This is a genomic window from Peloplasma aerotolerans (assembly GCF_030012175.1).
Lineage (GTDB): Bacteria > Bacillota_I > Bacilli_A > Acholeplasmatales > Acholeplasmataceae > Peloplasma > Peloplasma aerotolerans.
In genome coordinates this window covers 20,170-34,800 of sequence record NZ_JASCXW010000019.1, presented here as the reverse complement: position 1 = coordinate 34,800, position 14,631 = coordinate 20,170, and the positions used below count along the sequence as shown (strand labels likewise).

The following is a 14,631-nucleotide window of genomic DNA, read 5'->3' as shown; positions in this document are numbered from 1 at the left end:
CAAAAACTGAGCATGTTCAAGAAGTTGTTGAAGCATGTAAAAAGAAAAACATACCAATTCGTATTGGTGTTAATAGTGGATCACTACCAAATAGAATGGTACCCACAGCTGAAAATATGGTTGAAACAGCTAGACATCATGTTGAGATATTAGAATCAATGGGTTTTTATGATATCGCATTGTCGCTAAAAGCGACCGATATGAACTTGATGGTTGAAGCGTATCGTTTAGCTGCAAAGACTTTCCCTTACCCACTACACTTAGGTGTAACTGAAGCTGGTACAGCTTTTAGTGGAGCGATAAAAAGTGCAATGGGTATCGGTATATTGCTTGCTGAAGGCATTGGAAATACGATTAGAGTATCTTTAACAGATAATCCTGTATTAGAGATACAAGCAGCAAAAGAAATACTAAAAAATCTTGGTTTAAAAGATAAAGTGCCTAATTTAATTTCATGTCCAACATGTGGACGTATTCAATATGACATGATTGAAATCGCAAAAAGAATTGAGACTTATTTACTAAAAGTCAATAAGACGATTAATGTTGCGATTATGGGTTGTGCAGTTAATGGACCTGGTGAAGCAAGCCATGCTGATATCGGTATTGCTGGTGGTAAAGGTGAAGCACTTCTATTTAGACACGGAAAAGTCATTAAAAAGATTAAGGAATCTGAAGTATATGATGTCTTAGTTGAAGAAATAAATAACTTTGATGATTCTAAAAATAGAGGAACCGTAGAAGAATAATTCTACAGTTCCCTTTTTTGTCTAAACATCATACAATGAAATTTCATAATCACAAATGTCTTGATAAAATTCTTTCTCGTGTGACACTAAGATTAAAGTTCCTTCATAACTCATCAATGCTTCTTTCAAAGCTTCTTTGGCATTAACATCTAGGTGATTCGTTGGCTCATCCAGAATTAACACATTACCTTTTTGATGTCTTAGCAAAGCAAGCCTTACTTTAGTTTGTTCTCCACCAGATAAAGTATTGATGTCTCGATTTGCCATATCAAAATTAATTCCGTGATTTCCTAATAGTGACATCACTTCTTTTTTAGTGAAATGTTGATATCTATGATGAACAATTTGAAATGGGGTTAACCCATCTTCAAATTTACTATCTTGAGCAAAGTATGCAATCTTTGCTGTATCAATCCAACGATAAGATCCTCCAAGCTCTGGGACAATTCCCAAAATAGTTTTAATAAACGTCGATTTGCCAATCCCGTTTTTTCCTGTTATAACAGCTTTTTCTTGTTTCAGGATGTCAATGTTAAGTGGTTCAAGCAAAGGCTCTAAATAACCTATTTCGAGGTTTTCTATAGATAATACGTCTTTACCAGTAGTCGAACTTAACGGAAAATGAAAGTGATATGTTTTATCATGTTTTGGTGCAACTATTTTGTCAATTTTGGCTAACATCTTTCTTCTACTTTGAGCACGCTTTGTTGTTTTTGCTCTTGTAATGTTCTTTTGGATGAACTCCTCGGTTTTTTGAATAAATTTTTGCTGAGAAACGAAAGCTTTTTGTTGCTGTTCAATTCTAAGTTCTCTTTCTTTTAAATAGTATTCATAATCACCTTTATATCTTGTAATCGTTCCATTCTCCAAAGCAAAAACAGTATTTGCAATATCCATTAAAAATTCTTCATGATGTGAAACAACTAAAAATGCTTTTGGGTAATTGATTAAAAATTTAGTCAACCATTCAATATGTCTAACATCTAAAAAGTTAGTTGGTTCATCTAATAATAAAATGTCTGATTCTTCAAGTAAAAGCTTTCCTAAGATAATTTTCGCACGCATACCACCAGATAAGTGTTTAATAGGTTCTTCTAATAAGTCCATAGTCAAACCAAGTCCATGAATGATATTTCCAACTTTTGATTTGATTGCATAAAAATCGGATTCGATTAACTGATCGCCTAGTGTAGATGCCCAATTTAAAATGCGTTCATGTTCTTTTTCGGGGGCTATAACAAGACTCTCGTATAACCTTTCCATTTCCTTTTCTTTTTCAAACAAGGGTAAAAAAGCGTCGTATAAATACGTCTTTACTAATAGATTGGGATTGATCTTAGCATATTGATCAAGATATCCTATTTTTTTATTGGGGATCCAAGAGATTGTTCCTTGGTCAGGACTTATCGATTTATCTAGAAGTTTAAGTAGTGTTGTTTTACCTGTTCCATTAGGACCGACTAAAACAGCATGTTCTCCTTCAAATAAACGCATTGATGCTTTTTGATATAATTTTTCCCCACCATAACTAAACGTTATGTTCTCTACTTCTAAGATGCTCATTGTGGTAAATCGAAACTAAGTGGTGGTTCTTCATCCTCCACATAGATCCATTGCTCCTCTACAAATTTTTCTCCATTGACGATTGTATCAACAGACTGTTTAATATATTTTGCCTTACATGTAGCAAGTATTTGGTTGTTTTTGTCACATAGATAACCTTCACCTTCAAAAGTTCGACTTCTGAGATTTGTTATGTAACCTACAACTTTAAGTTCTTGATCTAATGGTACAGGTTTATGAAACCTGATGTTCATATCAATCGTTACACCCCATAAGTTTTCGTTATCCATTAAGATTGCGCGACCAATGGTTTCATCGAGTAATGCTGAAACGATACCACCATGCATTCTTTGAGGATAACTTTGATGTATCTCATGTCCTTTGAAAATAGCAAGTAATCGTTTATTTTCTAGTTCATAAAAAGATGTATGCAATCCAGCATCGTTTGCTAAACCGCAAACGAAACACATATGAGAATTATTTTGTTTTCTAACTACTTTATAGGTCATATAATATTTAGCTCCAAATGTATGTATAGTATAAATAAACTTGCAATAAAGGTTGATACAAAAAATATGATAACTAAGCTTTTATATATTTTTGTTAATTGACTTTCTTCTTTTATGTTGAGATAAAACCCAATAGAACATGGTATCCACAAAATCATGGATGCTTTTTTAAAATCTAATTTCTTTATGATAACAATATATAATCTAATTAGAAATAGTGTTAAGCTACCAATAATTAAAGAAAACCAAAATGCATAAATCGATAAAGCTACAATTAACTCAAACATGTTTCCTACCTCCAATAAAGAGATATGTTAGTGCTACTAATGGTATTAGAAAAAACCAAAATGATCCTGTGAGAAACAGTCCAAGAATTGCCCAAAAATAAGAAGACATAAAAACAAGCAAACGATCTTTTAACTTCATGGTATCATCTCACTTTCTAAAAGAATGTAGGAATCGAGTTCACTAGATGCATTCATTTCAATATGTCTGCCACCTCTTTCAAGATAACCATATCCATTAAAACCAGTTGCTCTACCGTATGCAAGATAAATATCGTTTAAAACAAATGAAAAATCATTTAAATGGTCATGTCCTACAAAAACAGCTTTTGATTTACCAAAAGTCACCATGGCATCAAAAAATCCTGTATCTACACCTTGTGCATAGACCATTTTCTCTTCAAATATACCTGTATATTGAATCGGATTGATATACTGTCTTAATGGTATGTGCATAAACACAAGTGAATCCACTGCATCAAGAGAAACATGTTCTTCATACCACGCTACTTGTTCATAACTTAAATAGTCATAAACGCCTTCTTCTTCGGTATAAGTGTCTCTTTCTGCTTTTGAATCAAGAAAGTAAGCATTATAGAAAGGTAAACCATCTTTAGTGAATTCGATTTTGAAGTTTCCATATCCACCATCAGTGATTTTTGGGCCAACTTTAAAATATAAATACTCTGTATTATTTATAAGTTTTAAAAAGTCTCCATAGTTGTTAAAATCAGTTTCGTGATTACCAAAAACAAATGTCCAAGGTATCGCTAAAGATTCCATATGGTTAATTAATTTGTTAAATAACATGGGTGCCTGTGGAGACATGGTTAAATCACCAGTGATTACAATTAAATCATAATCATCGTATTTAGATAATTTTGTTATTAATTGAAAAGTCTTTCGATCTCGATAATCAATACCATAAGATAGATGTAAATCTGTAAGTTGTAGGATCTTCAAAGAATCACCTTTCATTTCGATTTGAAAAGGTTGATTATCAGAATATTCTACTTCATATGTGTTTTGACATGCAGATAAAAAGATCAATAAGATGATTGAAATAATGCTATAGAAAACTTTTTTCATAAAATATTTTCTTCAAGTATTTTGTCAAGTTCAAAATGTCTAATTAAATACATATCATAAAAACTCTTATTATATTTGACGAACTCCAATTCATTTTCATTAATATATCTTTTAATTGTGACTGTCGTAGGAAAAATAATAATCAGCTTGGTCAATTTACTTGAAAGGAATACTGATTGATCTATTAATCTTGTTTTTGTAGCATCTTTTATTTCCCAAATTGTTCTACTATTAACCGTCAACTCACTATTTAAAGGCACATAGAAAAACAGAACCAAGTAGGTATGGTTTTTTGTTTTTAGAAACCATTTGTTGCCTTCATGGAATAATTCACCATAAGATCCGAGTTGGTGTCTAACTTTTGCTTTTACATCTTCAGTTGTTTTTTTGTGATGTAGCTTAACAGCAGCGAAGATAATGATAACTACTGCAAGTGCACCACCCAATATTTCAAAAAACATTTAGATCATCCGTTCTTTAGTTACAGATATTAAAATACGTTCATTAAATGTGCAGTGATAATGGTAACGATTTTGATCATGAATAACAGTCGGTAAAAAATAAGGGATGTTGTGTGCAACACCATAGTTTTCAGTATCACTTAACCATTCAATTTTCTTCCAATCAAGGATACCTTCTGATACTACTTGTGGTGTTGGATAGATAAAGTCATCAGCGACTTCAATTAAATAGATATGTAGTCCTTGACCAAGAGCATCAAATGTGTTCCAAGTTAAGACACCTTTATCTTGAAATTGAGAAACTGATAAATCAATACTTGTTTCTTCCATAATCTCTCTTTGAATGCAATCAATCATTGATTCATGGGCATCTACTTTGCCCCCTAAACCATTCCAGCAACCCTTCCAGGGATTTTTTTCTCTATTGAGCATTAAGACTTCGTCTTTTCTTTTAATAAACCCTAGCGTGTATTTATACATGTTTTACCTTCTTCTTACTGAACTACTATAAATTATAACATGACCATTTGTATTTTTTGACATTAAAAAGCAAAGATATAACTTTTTTCTTATTAACAACGTGTTTAAGTTTATCTTATTTTTATGTAATAAAGCACAAATTTCTTTTGATAGTTTTTCCTTTTTTTGCTTGCAATTTATAAATGATATGCTATAATTATCAATGCATGAAGATTTATGCCTCCTTAGCTCAGTTGGTAGAGCAAATGACTCTTAATCATTGGGTCGTAGGTTCGAACCCTACAGGGGGTACCATGTAGACATCAAAACCACTCAAAATCGAGTGGTTTTTTTATTTGTCATCAAATCATATTAATCGTTATTTTTCTTTCTCTAAATGTGCAAAAATCGGATAGTGGTCAGATAGAAAATCGTTTTTCCCTGAGTGTTGTCCAATCACAAATGACCTTAAAATAAAATCTTTGGAAAATAAAATATAATCGATAGGAAACCCTTCAACTTCGTCTGTAAAGCCATGGAAAGTTAAACCGACATGCTCTCGAATGTCATATACCCAATTCAATTTTTTATTTAAATATCTCATGGTTTTTGAATCTGGAATTTGATTAAAATCACCGGTAACGATAATCGATGATTTATATTCTTTTTCAACTTTCTTTAGTTCTTTGTAAAAATATTTAGCTTGTTTTAGCCCTATCTTATCATTAGCATAATCAAAATGCGTGTTAAAAAAAGTTAGCATGTCTCCATTTTTGTCTTCTACAACAACATAAGTTGCTATTCTTGGGTAATGTGAACCTTCAATGACCGATGGTGTATGAGGTGTTCTAGTTAACCAATATGTATTTGAATCTATAACCTTGAATATATTCTTTTTTATGAATATAGGATTTAACTCATTATTTTCTGATCTAGGAGTTCCAAATGTTTCATAATTTTTTAGTTCATCGATTAAAGATTGATGCATTGACGGATTGACTTCTTGAAACCCGATGACATCAAAATCATTTTTCAAGATAAAATTAGCAACTTTGTTTTTTCGAAATTCCCAAGCGTTATTTCCGTCACTCTCAACATCGATTCTAATATTGAAACTACAAATATTTAATTTCACAATATCAACTCCTTTACAATATTATATCATTATCAATTAAATTTTAAATTGAATGATGCTAAAATAGGTGTAGATAAAGGGAGTGAAATATGCCAAAACTATTTATTGCTGGTGATTCTACAGCTGCTACAAAATTGCACAGTAAAAGGCCTGAAACTGGATGGGGCGAACTCTTAGATGAATTTATTACTCCTAATCTAGAAGTAAGAAATTTCGCACAAAACGGTAAATCAACAAAGTCATTTATTGATGACGGTTTGCTTGATCATATAGAACGTGAAATTGATGAATCTGATTATATGCTAATTCAATTTGGACATAACGATGAGAAAATTGACGATCAATCTAGATATACTCACCCCCAAACAACTTATCAAGAAAACTTGTTAAAATTTGTTTTGATTGCTAAGAAAAACCAAGCAATTCCAATTCTAGTTACACCAATTAGTAGAAGACGATTTATCGATAAAAAAACCTTAGATCCTCTTGCAGTTGGAGAGTATCCAAAAGCCATGAAGGCATTTGCAATAAAACATCAAGTTGAACTTATCGACATGTTTTCTATTACTCAAAAACTCTATGAAGATTTAGGGGATGAATTGTCAAAAAAGTTGTTTCTATATCTAGAACCTAACGAACACGAAAACTATCCAGATGGCATTCAAGATGATACACATCTGAGTCCTTATGGAGCCAAATTAATCGCTTCACTCATCGCTGTAGAACTTAAGAAAATCATATAATAAAAGGTCAGCTCACATGATGAACCGACCTTATCTTTTTTTATTTATTGAATTACATAGTAGCTCTAATTTTTAGTTCTTGTTGCATATAAACTGCTACAAAATATAAATCAGCATCAGGCATTTCCTTTGGAAGTTCTCCACTCCAACTAACAAACACATAACCTTGTCTTTCAGGAGCTTCAGGTAATTCATACTCACTAAGATCTGCACCATGAGCAAAATATGTTTTTTCAACGATATTTCCATCATGACCTTCAAAAACTAGGACATGTATATTGATACTTGTCGCCTGTGTTTCAGTAACTTGAAGGAAATAGACAGAAGCTGCTAATAAAATTGTAAGTGTCATGATTAATAGTTTCATCATTTCATCTCCAATTTATTGCTTTTATACTGCTAGTATATCTTTTTTATATTACGGAAATGTGATGAGATTATTAATTCTTTCTTAATTCGACATTCTTAGGATAATATTATGCAGATGTCCTTTGATTTTCATTAAGTTTTGAGTTGACTCAAACTCGCTGATTGACTCAAAATCTTCAATATCTATATTTAAACGGCTTGCGAACAACTCAGATGAACGAACATTTTTATGAATTTTAAAAATATACTTTTCTTCAATGTGTATACATCGAAATCCTGTTTGATCTGTTTGACAAACAGCATATGTTTTTAAGTAAGACTTTCCATGTGACATTTTAAATCTTAGTATTGTATCAAAAGTTCCATTTAATTGAATACCAGAAAAATATGACAACTTACGATAATCATAGCGATGTATGAATTCTTCTATGTCACTTTTATTTAATGTCATCTGGGAAAGTGATAATTCGGTTTTTTCCTTAAACCCTTTAGAAAGGTACAATGTCATTTCTTTTAATCGATTGTTATACTTCATGTAAAATGCCCATGGCAGTGAATATGCGTCCATTCATACCCTCCCTTTCGTGGTCTACAGTAAAATTATAACACTTAATACTTTCCTAAAAATTAACTAGATATTAAGTTTTGATTAAGAAAAAAAGGGAAATTTTCCCTTTTCATCAATTTTTGAATTCTCCAAGTTTATATCCAAATCCCCACATCGTAATTACAATTTTCGGATTAGAGGGATCATCTTCTATTTTTTCTCTTAAGCGTCTAATATGGACGTTAATAACGTTATCATTATAATAATACTCTTCACCCCATACACTTCTATACATTTGCTGTTTTGAGAAAGTTTGTTCAGGATGCGTAACTAATAGTTTTAATATTTCATACTCTTTTAAGGTAAGGTCAACAAGTTTGTCATTCTTCTTGACTTCATAATTGTTAAAATTGATTTCAAGATTTGATATCGTATATTTTTCTTTGATTTCAGTATCCTTCGTTTTATTAGAACGTCTTAAAACTGCTTTAACTCTTGCGACTAGTTCAAGCATTGAAAACGGTTTTGATAAATAATCATCGGCACCTAAACCTAGATTAATAGCTTTTTCAACATCCGTGTCTTTTGTTGAAATAATAATAACTGGAACATCACCTTTAGATCTGATAAACTTTAATACATCCTCGCCACTTTTGATTGGTAACATCAAATCTAAAAGAACAGCATCATATTTGACAGTATTGAAGGTATTGATTGCTTCTTCACCATTAAAAACAGCCTTGACATCGAAATTTTCTTCTTTTAATTTCGTTTCAATACTTCTACTGATTAAAACATTATCTTCAACTAATAAGATTTTTTGACCCATTGCTACATTTAACCCTAATATCAATCAATTAGGATAACTCCTTTCACCTGAGAACAAAATTATGTCTTGTTTACTTCATTATACCATAGGTATCAAACAAAAATGTAGTAGAAATATAATAAAAAAGCGCTCTGGCGACACGGGGGGGAATGTCGTCACCAGAGCTTTCCAGAGGTTTTTTAATCCATGAAAACCTACGAAAAAGATAAGTATCCAATTATGATTAAAACACACATCTGGCACTTCCATTATACCTCTTTTTAGTATTTAAACTCAAATTTCGCATTTTTACAAAACAAAAATAAAAAGGATATGCGTCAACATATCCCTAAAATATTAGCCTGAATAGGTAAATAATAAGACGTCACTAAGTTCAGATGTTCTACCAACAAAATCAACTGCTTGTATTTGAACCTGATAAGTCTCACCTGCAATTAATCCGTTAAATGTAATTTGATTCAAACTGGCATAGCGATGGAAAGCTCCATCCAAGTAGACAGCATACTCTTCAACACCGTAGTCATCAGTTGATCTTTTCCAGAAAATTGTATTTTTTAACTGTGCTAACTGTAAATCTTCAGGAGTTGTTGGTGCTTCATTATCTAGTACTGCATAATCTTGTTTATAGACTCTGACATGTTCAATCTCAAATGTTGCTGGGAATATTGAATCATCGACACCTTGAACACCACCCCAGTTTCCACCTATTGCTAAGTTTAGAATTAAGTAGAATGGTTGATCAAATGGGAATGCTTCATGATAAGGTGCATCTTGTGTAAACTGAGCAACATAATTGAATTCAGCATATTTTTCACCATTATGGAAGCTTTGAATATTTCCTGGTGACCAGATCATTTCATATTCATGAAATTCAGTATCCAAATTTTCAACAACTTTATTAAAACCTATCTGAGTGCCAAGTATATGATTAAATCTTTTCGTATGAATTGTAGAATGAATTCTTGTTGGATCATAACCAACATATTCAACAATATCTATCTCACCACTATTTGGCCATCCACCATAACTATTCATTAAAGGCATCATCCAAATTGCTGGCCAAGTACCTCTACCTGTTGGCATCTTCGCACTTACAACGATTCTAACATACTCAAAAGTGCCTTTATACTTCGTTGTCATTCTAGCTGATGTATATTGTCTACCACCAAAAGATTCTCTATTGGCAGTAATGATTAAATTACCATTTTCAATTGATGCATTTTCTTTACGGTAATACTGAAGTTCATTGTTACCTCCACCACCACCATCAATCTCAAAGTTCCATTTATCTTCATCAATATCTGGACCTTCAAACTCATCTGCCCATATACATACCCATCCACCTTCAAGTGTTGGGACATCGCAATCATCAACTGCTGTTAGTGGTTCAAGACCATTAGGAACTGAAGGTGTGGGCTCTCCAGAATCTGTTGGGGTAGTCTCGCAACCTACTAAGATAAACAATAATAATACTATTATAATAATTTTTTTCATAATTCCTCCTTATTCACCAGTAATACCGGTTCTATCGATACTTTCAACAAAGTATCTTTGTGCAATAAAATACAAGACGAGCAGCGGTAAAATGGTTAACATGTTCCCAGCTAATGAAATGGCTTCATTAAGTTCAGAACCTGGACTTCCCGGAGGAAACAACAGTTCATAACTTGACCTAAATCCTTGTAACCTTAGTGGAAGTGTTGCTTGTCCACCAACGTATAATGCTGTAATAAATGTTTCATTCCAATACCAAACAAAGCTAAATAAGAAAACAATAATAAACGATGGAATGGCTAATGGAATGGCTATTTTTAAGAAAATTCTTGATTGCGATGCTCCATCAATTTCTGCTGATTCCATTAATACTCCTGGAATCGTTTTAAAGAATTGATAGAATATTAAAATATAAATAGCTGCATTAATCCCTTGTCCAAATATAGCTGGTAATATCATTGAATTTTGTGTGCTCATTAATCCTAAATTTCTAAATATTAACATATTTGCTGCCATAGTCACTTGAGATGGCAATATAAATGTAGCAAGCATCAGTACAAACATTGTCTTCTTTAATGGGAAATCAAATTTAGCAAAACCATATCCAATTATTGCTGAAGAAATTGTAACTGATAAACTTACCTTTAAAACATAGGCTGTTGTTGACCATATCGCTGCAGGTAACTGCAAGACCTCAATAGCTCGACTATAGTTAGAGTACTGCAATATGGTTGGAATCCACTTAACACCTGGATTAATTAAGTCATCAACACTCATAAAGCTATTAACAAGCATAAATAATACTGGGTACAAATAAATATAACTGAAACTAATTAACAATGTATAAATAACGATTTTATAAATGAGTCCATCAACGAAATTCATACCAAACATTATTTTCTTTGCTTTAATTTTAAAATGTTTCATGTCAAATTTTTTCATGGTTTATCTCTCCCTTCTGCGAGCGGAAAGAACGCCGACGAAAATGCTCATGATGACGACCATCAACAAGAAATAGATCCAAGCGATTGCTGCAGCATAACCATAACCATTTAAAAATGAGTTCGTTGGTGTGCCACCAATCATATGATTCCTTGCAATAGCAAGTATACCATCTGGTTCAACAAAAAGCGACATAGATACAACGATATAAATAATACTAACACTGATCAGTGGGCTAATTGATGGCAATGTAATCTTCCAAAAACGATCCCATGGAGAAGCTCCATCAATTGATGCAGCTTCATAGATTGAAGTATCGATCTTTTGAAGTCCTGCCAAGAAAATGAGAATAGGAATACCGGCATACCATAAGATGAGTAACATGGAAGTGAGTAATGCTTCTAATGGGTTTGCTATCCAAGATCCTAAATTTTCTGAAATATAGTTAAGAACAGCGCTATCTTGTAGAGCAGGTAATGATGTAGCATCTTGATTCGCTAGTTCATTAATAACGGGTCCTGTCGCGATAACGACAGGAAGAAAGAAAATAGTTCTCCATAAGCCTTTCAGCTTAATAGGGTTATTAATCAGTACCGCAATCATAATCGAAAAGACAACAACAAGCGGTACAGAAATAATCATTTTTCCAATATAAGTTCCAAAAAGTGGTAACAATGTTTGACTTCTAAATATACTTAGATAGTTAGCAATGCCAACATATGTCATCGTAATACCTTGCTCCAAATTGAAGTATGCTTCATGAAGACTTAAATAGAAAGAATAGAACATCGGATACAGTGTAAATATTAAAAACCCTATAATCCAAAGTGAGACAAATAAATATCCATAAAACCCTTCTCTTTTTTTTCTGGTAATCTTAATTTTTATAAATGAAAAGATAATAAGTTTTAAACCTTTTTTTCGAATAATAAAGTTATGAGTTAATGCGTATTTTATTTTATCGAAAATAGGTGTAACTTTAACTAGATAGAAATCAGATACTTTTGTCCAGTATACTGATATTTTTTTAAACACTCTTGCAAATAAGTCGTTGATAGTTCCTAAGAATTTCTTCATGGTAATATCACCTCATAACTTCTTGCAGCGATCGTTAAAGCATCTACATTTCTTGATGTATAGTTATAGTTAACAATAATTGATACTTGATTAGAATAACTCACCTTAACGAGACCTGTATCCAATACTTCACGGTCAACAATATATGCATGTGTAACATGTTTTAGTGCGTTGTTAACATAATGATATGCAGTAACGATATCATCTTCATAATCAGATAGTGTTGTTGTGTAGAAAATATTCGATGCTGTATATCGCATTTTATATGTGTTTTCATGTGTGAGGATATAACTTGGATTGATTGCAAAATCAACCATGGTTAAATAACGATCTTCAGCTAATGCATTAAAGTTTAAATATGGTGTATAGTAAGAAATACTTCCTTTTAAAATAATCGGTATCAAAGGCACAAGATCTGTATAGTAATCATACTGACTGTTTGTTATTGCCATGTTGGTATAACCATCTAAATACTGATACATATATGCATTTGAGCTAGACAATACAAGTTGATCATATAATTCAGCAATTTCTTGATAATAAGCAATACCAAAACTTCTACCATAATTCCCTTGATCATAATAACTGAATAACGTTGAACCTAATTGATTCATAGACAATCCTGAAACTCCCAAATCATTAAAGAATGCTAAATCATTTTTTGCCATTGCAAGACTTTGCTCTGGATATAAGTGATAAATTTGTGTAACTTGACCATTTAGGTTCCTTCTATTTCGTACAATTTTTAATCGATTGAGTGCTCTAGCGACATCTCTATTATATAGAACACGTCTTGATAATTCAGAAGAAACGACATAATCATTATTTAAATACACTGCATTTCCATCAGCAATCACATACTCTGATAATTGCTCAATGCCTTTCTTATCCCAACTGTTTGTACGATATGGACTTTGATTAATAAATCCATCTCTACTCCATCCCATTAAAGTGAGTTGTTGATTATTGATACCTTCAGACTTAAAGAATTCATAGGCATTTAAGACTTGTGAAGATGTTGTCATTGTGACTCGAGTTGTACCAATAAACGATGGTTCATGATCTGACATTAAGTAATCTAGCTGAATTGGAATATTGCCATCAACAACTTTTTCTCTTTGTGTCAAAATACCCTCTTCGATTAAATAATCTCTATATCCATTTGCCATACCTACATAAGATGCTTCATCGTTTGATAAAAATTGATAAGACAATCTTAAATCTTGAGTCGTCATATGCTCAGCAATGGTATCATTACCATCACCTGCTTTGTTAATGATGTATCGATAAATATGTCTAACATTATATCTCGTACCGATACGATGATATCTAGTATTACTACCCCAGAAATTAGCGAGTAATTGTGCATTTTCAGATCCTTCTAGGACGTTTACAAAATATCCGTTTGCACCAGATTCATGAATGATACCAAAAATAGGAACTGTTAAGTTGGGTATGGTCATCGTGCCATATCCAATATCACTACCATAAAAACGTGCTTGGAAATATGTATTATGTCTTGCGTTTGTTCTAACTAACGCACCAACACCATCAGGTATGACAATATAGCCAGGAAAATTATTTTCTCTTGCTGCACCAAAATATGGGAATACTTGAATTCCAAGTAGACGGAAAATATCACCTGATTCTTCAATTCGATCTACTGGAATATAAACTTCTAGTGAACCTTGATTTAAACTGATTTCAACATCAAAGTTGAAATCTAATGCTTTAATATCAACATTAACAGTAAATGAATTTGCTGTTTGGTTAACGATATCATTTCTTACACGAAGATAATTATAGCTTTGATCTACTAAATAGTAAGGTCTTAAACGATCTGGCTCATCTTCTGTGACATCACCTGCATTTGCATAACTAACATTGGCAAGTGAGTAAATGGATTCAGTTTGAATAGTTGCTGTAGAAACATTAAGTGCTCTAACATATTCAACCCAAATTCCAGAATTCATCATATTACGGTTTCTTGTATTATCTTCTCTCGTTCCTGATACACCTTGAAACTCCGGTCTAGATGACCAGAAATAATTGGTTATTTTATTGTGAACAATCATTGAAAATGAATCTAGTTCAAAATATACTGCAAGTTCTGTTGTATCAAACATTAAATCAAAACCTAAAGTATCTAATTCTTGTGGTGTGTAAAAAAGGGTAAAATTATCGTGATAATTAGATAGAACTTGTGGGTCTTCTTCCTCTTTTTGAGTATATCTAGAACTTTCAAGTAGCATTTGATTAATGTATGGATAGTTTTCTTCTACATCAATTTCATTTGCCACATCGAATGAACCACTACTACCATAAACGATACCAGCAGTTAACATTGTAAATATAACGATTACAATGACATATTTCATGAA

Annotated in this window: 16 protein-coding genes and 1 tRNA gene; 3 read left to right on the top strand and 14 right to left on the bottom strand. The window is 32.2% G+C overall.

From position 1 onward, the window contains the following. On the top strand, positions 1-749 hold a 749-nt coding region (locus QJ521_RS06370; RefSeq protein WP_282839610.1), incomplete at its 5' end, for a flavodoxin/ferredoxin-dependent (E)-4-hydroxy-3-methylbut-2-enyl-diphosphate synthase. 21 nt (positions 750-770) lie between these two features. On the opposite strand, the gene QJ521_RS06365 is transcribed toward QJ521_RS06370, so the two are convergent. The 6 genes from QJ521_RS06365 to QJ521_RS06340 form a co-directional block, all read right to left on the bottom strand. After that, positions 771-2,312 carry an ABC-F family ATP-binding cassette domain-containing protein gene (locus QJ521_RS06365; protein ID WP_282839609.1) on the bottom strand — a complete coding sequence of 514 codons (1,542 nt, stop codon included), beginning with the start codon at positions 2,310-2,312 and terminating at the stop codon, positions 771-773. Then, a complete protein-coding gene (locus tag QJ521_RS06360; protein WP_282839608.1) occupies positions 2,309-2,821 on the bottom strand; it encodes a PaaI family thioesterase in 513 nt (170 codons plus the stop codon). Before QJ521_RS06360 ends, QJ521_RS06365 begins: the two co-directional genes overlap by 4 nt. Then, positions 2,818-3,108 carry a hypothetical protein gene (locus QJ521_RS06355; protein ID WP_282839607.1) on the bottom strand — a complete coding sequence of 97 codons (291 nt, stop codon included), beginning with the start codon at positions 3,106-3,108 and terminating at the stop codon, positions 2,818-2,820. Before QJ521_RS06355 ends, QJ521_RS06360 begins: the two co-directional genes overlap by 4 nt. Before the next feature lie 135 nt (positions 3,109-3,243). Next, on the bottom strand, positions 3,244-4,194 hold the full coding sequence (locus QJ521_RS06350; protein WP_282839606.1) for a metallophosphoesterase: 951 nt from the start codon (positions 4,192-4,194) through the stop codon (positions 3,244-3,246). Next, complete coding sequence (locus tag QJ521_RS06345; RefSeq protein WP_282839605.1) at positions 4,191-4,655, bottom strand: hypothetical protein; 465 nt, start codon at positions 4,653-4,655, stop codon at positions 4,191-4,193. The genes QJ521_RS06350 and QJ521_RS06345 overlap by 4 nt, the downstream gene beginning before the upstream one ends. Next, on the bottom strand, positions 4,656-5,135 hold the full coding sequence (locus QJ521_RS06340) for an NUDIX hydrolase (RefSeq protein ID WP_282839604.1): 480 nt from the start codon (positions 5,133-5,135) through the stop codon (positions 4,656-4,658). 218 nt (positions 5,136-5,353) lie between these two features. Here QJ521_RS06340 and QJ521_RS06335 point away from each other — a divergent pair. Further along, positions 5,354-5,429: transfer RNA gene (locus tag QJ521_RS06335), tRNA-Lys, on the top strand. A 64-nt stretch (positions 5,430-5,493) separates the two neighbouring features. On the opposite strand, the gene QJ521_RS06330 is transcribed toward QJ521_RS06335, so the two are convergent. Then, a complete protein-coding gene (locus QJ521_RS06330; protein WP_282839603.1) occupies positions 5,494-6,249 on the bottom strand; it encodes an endonuclease/exonuclease/phosphatase family protein in 756 nt (251 codons plus the stop codon). 89 nt (positions 6,250-6,338) lie between these two features. Between QJ521_RS06330 and QJ521_RS06325 the strand changes: the two genes are divergently transcribed. After that, the gene (locus tag QJ521_RS06325) at positions 6,339-6,992 is read left to right on the top strand and encodes a rhamnogalacturonan acetylesterase (RefSeq protein WP_282839602.1); all 654 of its coding nucleotides are present in this window, start codon (positions 6,339-6,341) and stop codon (positions 6,990-6,992) included. Between the two features lie 52 nt (positions 6,993-7,044). On the opposite strand, the gene QJ521_RS06320 is transcribed toward QJ521_RS06325, so the two are convergent. The 7 genes from QJ521_RS06320 to QJ521_RS06290 all read right to left on the bottom strand — a co-directional run bounded on the left by QJ521_RS06320 (position 7,045) and on the right by QJ521_RS06290 (position 14,628). Then, positions 7,045-7,359 (bottom strand): hypothetical protein, encoded by a 315-nt coding sequence (locus QJ521_RS06320; protein ID WP_282839601.1) that lies wholly within the window; start codon positions 7,357-7,359, stop codon positions 7,045-7,047. An 84-nt stretch (positions 7,360-7,443) separates the two neighbouring features. Beyond that, positions 7,444-7,929 (bottom strand): hypothetical protein, encoded by a 486-nt coding sequence (locus QJ521_RS06315; protein WP_282839600.1) that lies wholly within the window; start codon positions 7,927-7,929, stop codon positions 7,444-7,446. Between the two features lie 112 nt (positions 7,930-8,041). Continuing rightward, entirely contained in the window at positions 8,042-8,737 is a 696-nt protein-coding gene (locus tag QJ521_RS06310) for a response regulator transcription factor (protein WP_347568088.1), read from the bottom strand. 336 nt (positions 8,738-9,073) lie between these two features. Beyond that, complete coding sequence (locus QJ521_RS06305) at positions 9,074-10,231, bottom strand: glycoside hydrolase family 16 protein (RefSeq protein WP_282839598.1); 1,158 nt, start codon at positions 10,229-10,231, stop codon at positions 9,074-9,076. A 9-nt stretch (positions 10,232-10,240) separates the two neighbouring features. Continuing rightward, positions 10,241-11,173, bottom strand: coding sequence for a carbohydrate ABC transporter permease (locus QJ521_RS06300; protein WP_282839597.1), 933 nt, complete (start codon positions 11,171-11,173; stop codon positions 10,241-10,243). 3 nt (positions 11,174-11,176) lie between these two features. Continuing rightward, entirely contained in the window at positions 11,177-12,250 is a 1,074-nt protein-coding gene (locus QJ521_RS06295) for a carbohydrate ABC transporter permease (protein WP_282839596.1), read from the bottom strand. Further along, entirely contained in the window at positions 12,247-14,628 is a 2,382-nt protein-coding gene (locus QJ521_RS06290; protein ID WP_282839595.1) for a DUF5696 domain-containing protein, read from the bottom strand. Before QJ521_RS06290 ends, QJ521_RS06295 begins: the two co-directional genes overlap by 4 nt. Positions 14,629-14,631: the final 3 nt, after the last annotated feature.